Origin of the sequence: Streptomyces sp. NPDC048211, assembly GCF_043202315.1 — a bacterium.
In the GTDB taxonomy this organism is placed as follows: Bacteria; Actinomycetota; Actinomycetes; order Streptomycetales; family Streptomycetaceae; genus Streptomyces.
The window spans coordinates 261129-274409 of sequence record NZ_JBIDAD010000007.1; the positions used below are offsets into that span (position 1 = coordinate 261129).

Sequence of the window (13281 nt, forward strand, 5' to 3'; positions counted from 1 at the left end):
GTGCCCCACCAGGGACCCCTGCTCTATGAGGTCATAAGGTGGACTTATGACCAGCGACGTGCCTGCCCTTCTGTCCCACCGGGTGCCCGATCTGGGCGCGCTGGAGCTGCTTCTCGCCGTCGCCCGGCACGGCAGCCTCGGCCGTGCCGCCCGGGACGTCGGCATCAGCCAGCCCGCCGCCAGCAGCCGGATCCGCTCGATGGAACGGCAGCTCGGTCTCGCCCTCCTCGACCGCTCGCCCCGGGGCTCCCGCCTCACCGACGCGGGCGCGCTCGTCACCGACTGGGCACGCCGGGTCGTCGAGGCGGCCGAGGCGTTCGACGCGGGTGCCCAGGCGCTGCGGGACCGCCGCGACTCCCGGCTGCGGGTCGCCGCCTCCATGACCATCGCCGAATACCTGCTCCCCGGCTGGCTGATAGCGCTGCGCGGCGAACGGCCGGACACCGCCGTGTCGCTGCTCGCCGGCAACTCCGCTGTGGTCGCCCAGCGGCTGCTGAGCGGCGAGGCGGACCTCGGCTTCGTCGAGGGCCTGTCCGTGCCGGAGGGGCTCGACGGCACGGTCATCGCGCACGACCGCCTGGTCGTCGTGGTCGCCCCGGCGCACGCCTGGGCCCGGCGGCGCACCCCGCTGACCCCGCAGGAGCTGGCCGGGACCCCGCTGATCCTGCGCGAGCACGGCTCCGGCACCCGCCAGGTCCTGGACGCCGCCCTCGCCGTGCACGGAGGACTGGCCGAGCCGCTCCTGGAACTCTCCTCCACGACGGCGGTGAAGGGGGCGGCGGAGAGCGGTGCCGGGCCCTGCGTCCTGAGCGAGCTGGCCCTCGGCGAGGAACTCTCGGCCCGGCGCCTGGTCAAGGTCCCGATCGCCGGGGTCCGCCTGCGCCGCCAGCTCCGCGCCGTCTGGCCCGCCGGCCACCGCCCCACGGGCCCGGCCCGTGACCTGCTCTCCCTGACCCGGTCCGGCCCGCCCGGCGACTGAACGCGGCGCGGGGCACGTTCGGGCCCGCACGGTGGCTGCGCGCGGGGCACCTGCGCGCCCGCCCGGTGGCTGCGCGCGGAGCGGGGGAGACGCGGGCCGGCCCGGCGACGGAGCCCGGCGCGCGGACGAATACGGTGGCCGGCCCGCCGTCCGCGCGGAAGGATGTCCGGATGACCGAGACCGCACCGCCCGCCGAGGGCGTCCGCCACCAGTGGGCCGACCTGCCCCCGACGGTACGGAGCGCCGTCGAGGAGATCCTCGGCGCGCCCGTCACCGAGGCCCGCAGTCAGAGCGGCGGTTTCTCGCCCGGGGTCGCCGCTCGCGTCCGGACCGCCGACGGCCGGCGCGCCTTCGTCAAGGCCGTGAGCGCCGCGGCCAACCCCGGCAGCCCGGACCTCCACCGCGCCGAGGCCCGCAACACCGCGGCGCTCCCGTCGCACGCCCCCGTACCTAGACTGCTCGGCTCGTACGACGACGGCACCTGCGTCGCACTCGTGCTGGAGGACATCGACGGCCGTCAGCCCCGCGTCCCCTGGGAACCGGCCGAGCTGGACCGCGTCCTGGGGGCCGTCGCCGCACTCTCGCGGACCCTCACCCCGGCCCCCATCGACGCACCGCCCGTCGCCCGGCGCGAGGCCTCCATGTTCACCGGCTGGCGCGCCCTGCACGCGGCAGGGGACACCGCCCGCCTCGATCCCTGGGCGGCCCGCCACCTCGGCACGCTCGCGGAACTGGAGTCCGGCTGGGCGGCCGCCGCCACCGGGGACAGCCTCGTCCACGCCGATCTGCGCGCCGACAACATCCTGCTCACCGAGGACCGCGTCGTCTTCGTCGACTGGCCCCACGCGATGCGTGCCGCCCCCTGGTTCGAGCTGCTGGCCATGCTGCCGTGCGTCGCGGCCCAGGGCGGACCCGATCCTGAGGCACTGTTCACCGCCCACCCGCTCGGCCGGGACGCCGACCCCGCCGGAGTCACCGCGGTGCTTGCCGCGCTGGCCGGCTACTTCGTCTCCCACTCACTGCGCCCCGACCCGCCGGGCCTGCCGACCGTCAGGGCCTTCCAGGCGGCCCAGGGCGCGGCCGCGCTGGACTGGCTGCGGCGCAGGACCGGCCTGAGGGCCGTCCCGTAGTCCCCGGCAGGCGCACGACGACACCCGCGCACCTCGCCGCGTTGCCGGAACAGCCGAAGACACCACATTACGGACGTCCCCGCACCGTGACGCACCCATCCGACGCCGGCGACGCCCCTCAGCGCCGCGCCACGTAGTAGACGTTCAGGATGTCGCCCTCGACCCGCTGGGTGTCGATCCGGCCGAATCCTGCCTCGCCGAGCATCCTGCGGGCGGTCTGCTCACCCCATACGGTGCCCAGCCCCTCACCGCCCTCGCCCAGCGAGACACTCATGCAGTAGAAGACCGAGAACGTGTACAGCGCCGGGCCCAGCGGATGGTCGATGTTCTCCTCCAGCCGGCTGGACGCCGCGATGTCCCCCATCAGGAACACACCGTCCGGCGCCAGGGCGGCGGCGACGGCGGCCAGCGCGCGCGCCGGCCGGGCCAGGTCGTGGATGACGTCGAACGCCGTGATCAGGTCGTACGAGCCGGAGACCTCGGAGCAGTCGCCGATGTCGAAGGCGGTGTTGGCCAGCCCCAGCGAGGCCGCCTCGGCGCGGGCGGCGGCGATGCCCTCCTCGGACATGTCGAGACCCTGGAAGCGGCTCGCGGGGAAGGCCCTGGCCAGGACGTTGACCGCGTGGCCGTGACCGGTACCGATGTCCAGGACCTCGATGCCCGCGCGCAACCGCTCCGGGAGGCCGGGCACCAGCGGAACGATCCCGTTCACCAGCGCCAGGTCGAAGACCTCCCCGGACTCCTCCGCCTGAAGGCTCTGGAACCGCGGATACGCCGAGTACGGCAGCCCGCCCCCGGTACGGAACGCCTCCAGCACCTGCTGCTCGACCTCGCCCATCATGCCGAAGTCCTGCGCGATCCGGGCCAGGTTGTCCGGCCCGGCCGCCCGCGTCAGCGAGGCGGCGTGTTCGGGCGGCAGGGCGTACACGCCCCGCTCGGGCTCGTAGTCGACGATGCCCCCGACGACCATCGCGCCCAGCCACTCCCGTACGTAGCGCTCGTTCAGTCCGGCGGCCTCCGCGATCTCGCCGCTCGTGGCCGGAGCCATGCCGGCCATCGTGTCGAACAGACCGCTCTGATGGCCCAGGCCGGCCATGAGACCCAGGCAGGTGTCGTTCACCACCTGAACCATGCGGCCCGCGAACGCCTCCTGCTTGACCGCATCCGGTGTGATGACGGACATCGCTCCTCCTCTCGCCATCGGGCCACGAGGGGGAGGCGGGGCAAGCAGGGGTGTGCGCACTCACGACGCGCGGCCCGACGGGACGGCGACGGATACTCTCCTGTCCGCCACGCTACGCCGCCGGGGTGCCGTCGGCCGCCCGGGACCGCGGCCGTTCCCGCGGGGGCCACCGGGCCCGGGACGGCCGCCCGGGACCGAGGCCGCTCCCGCGGGGACCATCAAGAACCCGCCGCCCCTTCGGCACCGCGGCCGTTCCCGCAGGGACACCGGGCACCCGACGGCCGCCCCTCAGGCGGCTGGAGAGGCCGCCGCCACCAACGCCCGCATCACCCGCACGTCGTCGCCCATCTCCGGATGCCACTGCACCCCGAGGACCCACCCCGGCCCCGGCCGCTCCACCGCCTCCACCGTGCCGTCCGCCGCGTGTGCCGAGGCCACCAGGCCCGCGGCGAGCCGGTCCACGGCCTGGTGGTGGTAGGCCGGCACGTCGCACGAGCCGGGCACCACGGAGGCGTACAGCGTCCCCGCGACCGGCGTCACCGCGTGCGAACCGAACACCCCTGTCGCCCCGTCGGGCCCCGTGTGCCCGTCCAGGTGCTGCGTCAGCGTGCCGCCGAGCGCCACGTTCAGCAACTGCATCCCGCGGCAGATCCCGAGCAGGGGCGTGCCCGACTCCAGCGCCGCCCCGATCAGCGCCGCCTCCCAGCCGTCCCGCTCCGGCGCGGGCGGCCCCGTCCGCGGGTCGCGCTCCGCCCCGTACCGCGCGGGGTCCACATCCGGCCCGCCCGCCACCACCACCCCGTCGAGCCGGGCCACCACCGACGCCGCGAGCTCCGGCGAGTCCGGCGGCAGCAGCACGGCCACCCCGCCCGCGTCCCGTACCAGCCGGGCGTAACCGGCGGGCAGCAGCGTGGCCGGCAGGTCCCAGACGCCCCAGCGAGCCGAGGCGACCAGGTAGGTGCTGACACCGATCAGCGGACGGTTCATCGGACCCCTCACTTCACTCGTACGGCACGCGGCACGCACCGGCACCGTATCCAAATCCCTTGTGCTGCCCATAGATTTGGATCATCTGTCGGCCCGCGAGGAGAGGATCCATCCGTGTCCGACCGAACAGCCCCGCTCGCCGTCGAGGAACTCCGTCTCCTCGTCGGCAGCGGTGAGATCGACACCGTGGTCCTGGCCTTCCCCGACATGCAGGGACGCCTCCAGGGAAAACGCTTCGCCGCGGCCTTCTTCCTCGACGAGGTCGTCGCGCACGGCACCGAGGGCTGCAACTACCTCCTGGCCGTCGACACCGACATGAACACCGTCGACGGGTACGCCATGTCCTCCTGGGAGCGCGGCTACGGCGACTTCGCCATGCACCCCGACCTCACCACACTGCGCCGCGTGCCCTGGAACGAGTCCACCGCGATGGTCACCGCCGACCTCGCCTGGGCCGACGGCTCACCCGTCGTCGCCGCCCCCCGCCAGATCCTGCGCCGCCAGCTGGAGCGCCTCGCCGAGCACGGCTACACGGCCCATGCCGGCACCGAGCTCGAATTCATCGTCTTCAAGGACACCTACGAGCAGGCCTGGGACCGCGGCTACCGCGACCTGACCCCGGTCAACCAGTACAACGTCGACTACTCCGTCCTCGGCACCGGCCGCGTCGAGCCCCTGCTGCGCCGCATCCGCAACGAGATGGCGGGCGCGGGACTCACCGTCGAGTCCGCCAAGGGCGAGTGCAATCCCGGACAGCACGAGATCGTGTTCCGGTACGACGAGGCCCTGGTCACCTGCGACCAGCACGCCGTCTACAAGACGGGCGCCAAGGAGATCGCCGCGCAGGAGGGGGTCGCGCTCACCTTCATGGCCAAGTTCAACGAGCGCGAGGGCAACTCCTGCCACATCCACCTCTCGCTGCGGTCCACCGCCACACCCGGACGCAGCGCCATGGCGGACCCCGACGGCACCATGGCCCCGGTGATGCGCCACTTCCTGGCCGGCCAGCTCGCCGCCCTGCGCGACTTCTCCCTCCTGTACGCGCCGAACATCAACTCCTACAAGCGTTTCCAGCCCGGCTCCTTCGCCCCGACCGCCGTCGCCTGGGGCCACGACAACCGCACCTGCGCACTCCGAGTCGTGGGCCACGGCCAGTCGTTGCGCCTGGAGAACCGCCTCCCCGGCGGCGACGTCAACCCGTACCTCGCCGTCGCCGGACTCGTCGCCGCGGGCCTGTACGGCATCGAGCACGCACTGGAACTCCCCGAACCGTGCGAGGGCAACGCCTACGCCGGCGCGTACGACCACGTCCCGACCACCCTGCGCGAGGCGGCCGGACTCTGGGAGCACAGCGAGATCGCCCGCGAGGCCTTCGGCGACGAAGTCGTGGCCCACTACCGCAACATGGCACGCGTCGAGCTCGACGCCTTCGACGCAGCGGTGACCGACTGGGAGCTCCGACGCTCCTTCGAACGCCTGTGAGGGCCGCCTTGATCCATGAGCACCGTGTTCTGAACCCGGCGACGGAGGAAGTCCTCGCCACCGTGCCCGCGACCTCTCCGGCCGAGGTGGACGCCGCCGTCACCCGCGCCGCCGCGGCCCAGCGGGTCTGGGCCGCGCTCGCCCCCGCGGACCGGGCGCGGCTGCTGCGCCGGTTCGCCGTCGCCGTCGACTCCCACGGCGAGGAACTGGCCCGCCTGGAGGTCCTGGAGGCCGGGCACACGATCGGCAACGCGCGCTGGGAGGCGGGCAACGTCCGCGATCTGCTCGACTTCGCCGCCGGGGGAGTGGAGCGGCTCAGCGGCCGGCAGATCCCCGTCCCCGGCGGCATCGACCTCACGCTGCTCGAACCCCTCGGCGTCATCGGGGTGATCGCCCCGTGGAACTTCCCCATGCCGATCGCCGCCTGGGGGACGGCCCCCGCCCTCGCGGCGGGCAACGCCGTGATCCTCAAACCCGCCGAGACCACCCCGCTGACCGCGCTCCGGCTCGCGGAACTCGCCCGGGAGGCAGGCCTCCCCGAACACCTCTTCCAGGTGCTGCCGGGCGCGGGCGACGAGGCGGGCAACGCGCTGGTCGAGCACCCCGGAGTCGCCAAGATCGTCTTCACGGGCTCCACCCGCGTCGGCAAACAGATCATGGCCAAGTGCGCCGAGCACGTGAAGCGGATCACCCTCGAACTCGGCGGCAAGAGCCCCAACATCGTCTTCGCCGACGCCGACCTCGAAGCCGCCGCGGCCGCCGCACCCCTGTCCTTCCTGGACAACGCCGGCCAGGACTGCTGCGCCCGCACCAGGATCCTCGTCCAGCGCTCCGTGTACGACCGCTTCCTGGAACTCCTCGCCCCGGCCCTCGCCGCGGTGGTCGTCGGCGACCCCGCCGACGAGAAGACACAGATGGGCCCGCTCATCTCGCGGACCCAGCTGGAGCGGGTGCGCGGTTACGTCCCCGAGGACGCCGCGGCGCTCCGCGGCAGCGCGCCCGAGGGCCCCGGCTTCTGGTTCCCGCCGACCGTCCTCACCGGCGTGCCCGCACACGCGCCCGTCGCCACCGAGGAGGTCTTCGGCCCGGTCGCCGTCGTCCTGCCCTTCGAGGACGAGGCGGACGCCGTACGGCTCGCCAACGCCACCGAGTACGGTCTCGCGGGCTCCCTCTGGACCCGCGACGTGGGGCGCGCGCTACGCGTCGCGCAGGCCGTGCGGGCGGGGAACCTCTCCGTCAACTCCCATTCCGCGGTCCGGTACTGGACCCCGTTCGGCGGGTTCAAACAGTCGGGCCTCGGCCGGGAACTGGGCCCGGACGCCCTCACCGCCTTCACCGAAACCAAGAACGTTTTCCTCAGTACGGAGGCCTGAACCGAATGACCACGGACCACGGGAACATCTGCCGCCGCCTCGTCGGCCGCACCGCCGTCATCACCGGTGCCGGCAGTGGCATCGGACTGGCCACCGCCCACCGGCTCGCCTCCGAGGGGGCGCACGTGGTCTGCGGAGACATCGACGAGACCGCGGGCAAGGCGGCCGCCGAAGCCGTCGGAGGCACGTTCGTACGGGTCGACGTCACCGACCCCGAGCAGGTCGAGGCGTTGTTCGAGGCGGCGTACGACACCTACGGCTCCGTCGACATCGCCTTCAACAACGCCGGGATCTCGCCGCCCGACGACGACTCCATCCTCACCACGGGGCTGGAGGCATGGAAACGTGTCCAGGACGTCAACCTCACCTCGGTCTACCTCTGCTGCAAGGCCGCGCTGCCCTATATGCGGCGCCAGGGCCGGGGCTCGATCATCAACACCGCCTCGTTCGTCGCCAGGATGGGAGCGGCGACCTCGCAGATCTCGTACACCGCGTCCAAGGGCGGCGTGCTGGCCATGTCGCGCGAACTGGGCATCCAGTTCGCGCGCGAGGGCATCCGGGTCAACGCCCTGTGCCCGGGACCGGTCAACACCCCCCTTCTCCAGGAGCTGTTCGCCAAGGACCCGGAGCGCGCCGCCCGCCGGCTCGTGCACATTCCGGTCGGCCGGTTCGCCGAGGCGACCGAGATCGCGGCAGCCGTCGCGTTCCTGGCCAGCGACGACTCCTCGTTCGTCAACGCCACCGACTTCCTCGTCGACGGCGGGATCTCCGGCGCCTACGTCACCCCCCTCTGAAGTCGTCCGACCGGATCGTGCCGGGCCCCGTGAGCCCGGTCCGACCGGGACGAACGGCCCTCGGGGCCGGCCGACGGCCGCGGAACCTAGAGTGGGGCGATGAGCAACGCGACACCGCCCGGCTGGTACCCGGACACGGCCGCGCCCGGCAACGAGCGGTGGTGGGACGGCGCGTCCTGGACGGCCCACACCCGCCCCTTCGCCGCCCTGCCCTCCCCGGCCGCGCACGGCCGGGGAGGCGGGGACCGGGCCAGGACCGTCGCGCTCGTGGCGGCCGGCGTGGTGGTCGTCGGCGTGGCCGTGACGGGCGCGGTGCTGTTCGGCAGGGACGACGGCACCGCACCCACCGCGTCCCCGTCGGGCAGCTCGGCGCCGAAGACCACCGGCAGCGCCACGGACGCGGCACCCGACGACAGCCCGTCCCCGGACGACTCACCGGCGGGCGAGGACCCCACGGTGCTCGTCGACCAGCTCAACGGCATCACGCTGCCGATCCCCGAGGGCTGGGAGCGGCCCGAGCGCACCGTCGGGGAACTCCTCACGATGCGCACCACCGACTCCTACGCCTGCCCCGGGGCATCCTCGTCGTACTGCTACCACGGCACGGTGACCACCCGTACGCCCGGCGGCACCGACGCCACGACGCCCGAGGCACTCGCCGAGGCGGACATCGCAGCCGCCGCGGACCGGGCGTACGAGGAGGACATCGTCGGCACACGGATCCACGGCGGCATCGTCTCCCACCGGCAGATCGCCGCCGGCTCCGTCACCGTGGCCGGACGCACCGGTTATCAGGTGCGCTGGCGGGTCGTCACCGCCAAGGGACCGGGCGGCTATGTGCAGTCGCTCGTCTTCCCCTCGGCCGTGGGCAGCGAGTCGCCCGTCGTCGTCCGTTACGCCTTCGACGCGGGCCCCGACGGGCCGCCGCTGTCCCTCATGGACACCCTCACGAAGGGCATCCGGCCGATCGGCGACAGCGGGACGGGCGGGGGCGTCGGCAGTTCCCTCGCCCCCTGACAGGGGGACGAGGGCGCGGCTGCCGGCTCAGAGGAAGGTGCGGCCCTCGCCCCGGTACGTCGGCACGGTCGCCGTCACCCGGTCGCCCTCGATCAGCTGAAGCTCGTCGAACCGCTCGCACAGTTCGCCGGCCTTCGCGTGCCGGAACCACACCTTGTCGCCGATCAGCAGATCGTCCGCGGGGGCTCCGAGCAGCGGGGTCTGCACCTCGCCGGGTCCCTCCTGCGGGTCGTAACGCAGACCTTCCGGCAGATACGGGACCGGCAGCCGGTCCGCACCGGCCGCTCCGGACGCCGGGTAGCCGCCGCCGAGCACCGTCACCACGCCCACCCCGGGCCTGCGCACCACGGGCTGGGCGAACAGGGCCGCCGGACGCGCCGTGAACGAGGTGTAGTTGTCGAACAGCCGGGGCACGTAGAGGCCGGAACCGGCCGCGATCTCGGTGACGGCCGGCTCCGCCGCGGTGTGCTGCACGCTGCCGGTGCCGCCGCCGTTCACGAACTCCAGATCCGGTGCCACGGCCCGTACCGCCCGCACCACCTCGGCCCGGCGGGCCGCCAGCTCACGGCGGCCGGTGGCCTGCATCAGCCGGATCGCCCGGGAGCGCAGCGGCCGCCCGGCGAGCGAGTCGCCCACTCCGGCGATATGGCCCTCGTACGCCATCAGCCCGACCAGCCGGAAGCCGGGCCTGCGGGCGACGGACCTGGCCAGCTCGGCCAGCTGGGCGGGGGAGCGCAGCGGAGAGCGCAGGGCCCCGATCCTGACCCGGCCGCCGAGCATGCGCAGCGAGGTGTCCAGCTCCAGACAGACCCGGATCTCCTCCGTGCCCCCGGCCCGCGCCGCGTCGATGAGTTCCAGTTGTGCGTGGTCGTCCACCATCACGGTCACGGCGGCGGCCAGCTTCGGGTCCCCGGCCAGTTCCGCGAAGGCCGAGCGGTCGGCCGACGGATAGGCCAGCAGGACGTCCTCGAAACCGGCCCGCGCCAGCCACAGCGACTCCGCGAGCGTGAAGGACATGATCCCGGCGAATCCGGGACGGGCCAGCACCCGCTCCAGCAGGGCGCGGCAGCGCACCGATTTGCTCGCCACCCGGATGGGCTTCCCGGCCGCACGCCGGACGAGGTCGTCGGCGTTGGCGTCGAACGCCTCCAGATCGACGACGGCGATCGGGGCGTCGAGATGGGCGGTGGCCCGGTTGTAGCGGGTCCGGTCAGCGGCGCGGGCAGTCATGGCCGCAGCTTGCCAGACAGCTGTACCGCTGGGTAGGGGGACGATCTGCGCAGATCGTCCGCGGGACCTGTCCGGCGCGGTGGCCCGCTCCCACCAGGGCCTCCCCAACCCGTAGAGTGACGGGCACGCGGCGAGCAACGGGCCTGCCTGTGCGACCGATCCGCGTGCGGTACGGAACGGACCAGGGGGGCGGATGAGTACCGAGGCGCAGCGCGCTCCCGTCCCGCCACGCCCGAGCACCCCGCCACCGCTCCCTGCGGCGTCCGCCGACCGGCCCGAGAACGCCACTGTGCCGCCCCGCCCCGAGACCCCGCCGTCGACCACGGCGCCGGCACCGGACGGCCAGGAGGACGAGCCGGCGGCGACCGGAGCGGCCGACCCGAAGGTGACGAGCGCGGCCCACCCGGCCCGCACAGCCGACCCCACGACGACCGGAGCGGCCGACCCGGCCGGCGCGGCCGCCTGGGGACCGGAGGGCGCCGGAACCGGTCCGGCGGGGACGCGCCAGGCGCCGGGCGCCCTCGCGCATGCCACGGCCACCGGGGTGAGGGGCCTGCGGTTCTCGGATCTGCCCAAGGCGCAGGCCCTGACGCAGGACCAGTACCTGGAGCGGAAGCAGGCGCAGGAGCAGCAACAGCCGCGGGGGCCGGAGCAGACGCAGGCGCACGGCGCGACCCCCGCTCCGGCTGCGCCCCCGCTCCCGGGCGCGGACTCCGTTCCGCCGCGGCCCCCGTCCGCACCCCCGGGATCACCCCGGCCCGGCCCGCCGTCCCAGGCCCCGTCCGCCCCCTACGCATCCCCGGCCGCGCCGCCCCCCGTGGAGACCACCGCCCGCCTGCGCCCCGTGCCCCCGGCCCCGCCCGCCGAGGCGCCCGTGTCCCAGGGGTCCCCGGCGGCGCCCACCACCCCATCCTTCCCGGCGAGGCTGCCCGCCCCGCCCCCCGCGGCGACCCGGCGGCGTCCCGTGGGCGCCGTGGAACTCGGCGGGCCGCCGACGCGGTCCGGGGCAGCCGCCCCGTACGCCTACCGGCCCCCGCACCCCCACGCCCCGGCCGAGACGCCGGCCGAGACCACCACCCGGCTCCGGCCCGTGCGGGCCCGGCACCCCTTCAGGGCCGCGGCGGCCGCCGCCTGTGCCGTGCTCGGGCTCGGGCTGATCGGCGGGGCCGCCACCGGCAGCTGGCTCATCAGTGACTCCTCGGCCGATCCCGCGGCCCACAGCCCCTACACCGTGGGCCGGAGCGCCTGGCACAGCGTCCCCGTCGACACCCTCTTCCCGCGCACCCTGAAGGGCGACGGCGCCGGGCCCGGCGGCGCCGACCGGGTCTGGACCCGAGTCGCCGTGGCCCCCGACGGCGGCTGCACGGGCGCGCTCGACCCGCTGCTGCTCAAGACGCTGCGCCCGGTCGGCTGCGCCCGCCTGCTCCGCGCCACGTACACCGACGCGACGAGCAGCAGCGTCACCACGGTCGGACTGGTCTTCACCGAGGCCGACACCGGGGCCATGCGGGCGCTCAGCACCCGCTTCAGCACCGAGCACCTGGACGCGCGCGCGGACCTGATGCCCCGTACGTACGCCGTGAAGAGCAGTGACGCCGCCGGGTTCGGCGACCGCCAGCGTGCCAGCTGGACCGTGCACGTACTGACCGAGGTGCCCGTCGTGGTGTTCGCCGTGTCCGGGTTCGCCGACGGGCGCGAGATCACCGACCCGCAGCCGGCCGAGAAGGCCATGGCGGCGAACGCCACGACCGCGGCCGCCCAGGCCGGACTCGGGCACGAGGCCAAGGGCGTGGCCGACCGCGTCGAGCGCGGACTGCGCAGAACCGTCGCCGACCTCACGGAGAAGCCCGAATGACCCGCCGCGTCCGTCCCGGCAGATTCCTCGGCGCGGTCTGCGCCGCAACCGCGTTCGCGCTGCTGCCCGCGTCCCCGGCCGGAGCGGACACCATCCGGGCCCAGCAGTGGGGCCTGGACGCTCTCCACACCGACCGGGCCTGGCAGACCACCCGCGGCAAGGGGATCACCGTCGCGGTCGTCGACACCGGGGTCGACGGCAGCCTGCCCGACCTGGCGGGCCAGGTGCTCCCCGGCAAGGACATGATCGGGTTCGGCGCCGGCCGCGGCGACCGGTCCTGGGCCAGGCACGGCACCGCGATGGCCGGCATCATCGCCGGCCGGGGCCACGGCACCGGACGCGAGGACGGCGTCCTCGGCATCGCGCCGGAGGCGAAGATCCTCCCCGTCCGGGTCATCCTCGAAGCGAGCGACCCCGCGCGCGCCAAGGCCCGCAAATCCCGGGGCACCGCACTGGCCGACGGCATCCGCTGGGCCGCCGACCACGGCGCGGACGTCATCAACCTGTCCCTCGGCGACGACAGCGCGTCGGCGCACCCCGAGGCCGACGAGGACGCCGCCGTCCAGTACGCGCTGAAGAAGGGCGCCGTCGTCGTCGCCTCGGCCGGCAACGGGGGCGAGAAGGGCGACCACATCTCGTACCCCGCCGCCTACCCCGGCGTGATCGCCGTCGCGGCGGTCGACCGGTACGGCACCCACGCCTCGTTCTCCACCCGCCGCTGGTACGCGACCGTGAGCGCACCCGGGGACCACATCGTCGTCCCCGCGCCCGACCGCAAGTACTACGTGGAGTGGGGCACCTCCGCAGCGTCGGCGTTCGTCTCCGGCGCGGTCGCGCTGGTGCGTGCCGCCCACCCGGGCCTGACACCGGCCCAGATCAAGAAGCTCCTCACGGACACCGCCCGCAGCTCCCCGCCGGCCGGCCGCGACGACGCCAGGGGCTACGGCATCGTCGATCCGGCCGCGGCCATCAAGGCGGGCGGCGCACTGCGCCCCGCCGGACTGCGCACCGACTCCGCCGCGGCCGGCTACCGCAAGGAGTACTTCGGCTCCGGGCCCACCCCGCCGCGCGCGGACGACGGCCCCGCGGGCTGGCTGGCCCCGGCCGCGGGGGGCCTCGGCGCGGTCCTGCTGGCCCTCGCGGGCGTCCTGTGGCGCGGCCGGGGCGGCCGCTCGCCGGCCCCCCGTCGCTGAACCGGCCTCACCCCTCACCCAGCGCCCCCCATCCAGCGGGGTCCCGCTCGCGCGCCTG

The 13281-nt window shown here is 74.6% G+C and carries 11 protein-coding genes; 8 read left to right on the forward strand and 3 right to left on the reverse strand.

All coding sequences use genetic code 11. The annotated features are described in order from the left end of the window. The first annotated feature begins 46 nt into the window (after window positions 1-46). Window positions 47-979, forward strand: coding sequence for a LysR family transcriptional regulator (locus ACGFZA_RS25905; protein ID WP_385285259.1), 933 nt, complete (start codon window positions 47-49; stop codon window positions 977-979). Window positions 980-1149: 170 nt separating this feature from the next. Beyond that, window positions 1150-2109, forward strand: coding sequence for an aminoglycoside phosphotransferase family protein (locus ACGFZA_RS25910; protein ID WP_385285261.1), 960 nt, complete (start codon window positions 1150-1152; stop codon window positions 2107-2109). Window positions 2110-2227: 118 nt separating this feature from the next. Here ACGFZA_RS25910 and ACGFZA_RS25915 read toward each other — a convergent pair whose 3' ends face one another. Then, window positions 2228-3292: a class I SAM-dependent methyltransferase gene (locus ACGFZA_RS25915; protein ID WP_393682192.1), complete on the reverse strand. Its 1065-nt coding sequence runs from the start codon at window positions 3290-3292 to the stop codon at window positions 2228-2230. A gap of 288 nt (window positions 3293-3580) precedes the next feature. Continuing rightward, the gene (locus ACGFZA_RS25920) at window positions 3581-4279 is read right to left on the reverse strand and encodes a gamma-glutamyl-gamma-aminobutyrate hydrolase family protein (RefSeq protein WP_393682194.1); all 699 of its coding nucleotides are present in this window, start codon (window positions 4277-4279) and stop codon (window positions 3581-3583) included. Window positions 4280-4393: 114 nt separating this feature from the next. Here ACGFZA_RS25920 and ACGFZA_RS25925 point away from each other — a divergent pair, with 114 nt between their 5' ends. The 4 genes from ACGFZA_RS25925 (at window position 4394) to ACGFZA_RS25940 (ending at window position 8945) form a co-directional block, all read left to right on the forward strand. Continuing rightward, window positions 4394-5761 (forward strand): glutamine synthetase family protein, encoded by a 1368-nt coding sequence (locus tag ACGFZA_RS25925; protein WP_393682196.1) that lies wholly within the window; start codon window positions 4394-4396, stop codon window positions 5759-5761. An 8-nt stretch (window positions 5762-5769) separates the two neighbouring features. Beyond that, on the forward strand, window positions 5770-7134 hold the full coding sequence (locus tag ACGFZA_RS25930; protein WP_393682198.1) for an aldehyde dehydrogenase family protein: 1365 nt from the start codon (window positions 5770-5772) through the stop codon (window positions 7132-7134). Window positions 7135-7139: 5 nt separating this feature from the next. Further along, on the forward strand, window positions 7140-7928 hold the full coding sequence (locus ACGFZA_RS25935) for a 3-oxoacyl-ACP reductase (protein WP_393682200.1): 789 nt from the start codon (window positions 7140-7142) through the stop codon (window positions 7926-7928). Window positions 7929-8027: 99 nt separating this feature from the next. Then, window positions 8028-8945: a DUF2510 domain-containing protein gene (locus ACGFZA_RS25940; protein ID WP_393682202.1), complete on the forward strand. Its 918-nt coding sequence runs from the start codon at window positions 8028-8030 to the stop codon at window positions 8943-8945. Between the two features lie 27 nt (window positions 8946-8972). On the opposite strand, the gene ACGFZA_RS25945 is transcribed toward ACGFZA_RS25940, so the two are convergent. Then, window positions 8973-10175: an amino acid deaminase/aldolase gene (locus tag ACGFZA_RS25945; protein WP_393682204.1), complete on the reverse strand. Its 1203-nt coding sequence runs from the start codon at window positions 10173-10175 to the stop codon at window positions 8973-8975. 193 nt (window positions 10176-10368) lie between these two features. On the opposite strand from ACGFZA_RS25945, the gene ACGFZA_RS25950 reads away from it, so the two are divergent. Further along, entirely contained in the window at window positions 10369-12030 is a 1662-nt protein-coding gene (locus ACGFZA_RS25950; protein ID WP_393682206.1) for a hypothetical protein, read from the forward strand. Further along, on the forward strand, window positions 12027-13223 hold the full coding sequence (gene mycP, locus ACGFZA_RS25955; RefSeq protein WP_393682208.1) for a type VII secretion-associated serine protease mycosin: 1197 nt from the start codon (window positions 12027-12029) through the stop codon (window positions 13221-13223). The genes ACGFZA_RS25950 and mycP overlap by 4 nt, the downstream gene beginning before the upstream one ends. Window positions 13224-13281 lie beyond the last annotated feature (58 nt).

Coding starts and splice junctions, on each gene's coding strand:
- ACGFZA_RS25905 (WP_385285259.1), top strand. CDS start 47: ATGACCAGCGACGTGCCTGCCCTTCTGTCCCACCGGGTGCCCGATCTG.
- ACGFZA_RS25945 (WP_393682204.1), bottom strand. CDS start 10,175: ATGACTGCCCGCGCCGCTGACCGGACCCGCTACAACCGGGCCACCGCC.
- ACGFZA_RS25910 (WP_385285261.1), top strand. CDS start 1,150: ATGACCGAGACCGCACCGCCCGCCGAGGGCGTCCGCCACCAGTGGGCC.
- ACGFZA_RS25940 (WP_393682202.1), top strand. CDS start 8,028: ATGAGCAACGCGACACCGCCCGGCTGGTACCCGGACACGGCCGCGCCC.
- ACGFZA_RS25950 (WP_393682206.1), top strand. CDS start 10,369: ATGAGTACCGAGGCGCAGCGCGCTCCCGTCCCGCCACGCCCGAGCACC.
- ACGFZA_RS25935 (WP_393682200.1), top strand. CDS start 7,140: ATGACCACGGACCACGGGAACATCTGCCGCCGCCTCGTCGGCCGCACC.
- ACGFZA_RS25920 (WP_393682194.1), bottom strand. CDS start 4,279: ATGAACCGTCCGCTGATCGGTGTCAGCACCTACCTGGTCGCCTCGGCT.
- mycP (WP_393682208.1), top strand. CDS start 12,027: ATGACCCGCCGCGTCCGTCCCGGCAGATTCCTCGGCGCGGTCTGCGCC.
- ACGFZA_RS25915 (WP_393682192.1), bottom strand. CDS start 3,292: ATGTCCGTCATCACACCGGATGCGGTCAAGCAGGAGGCGTTCGCGGGC.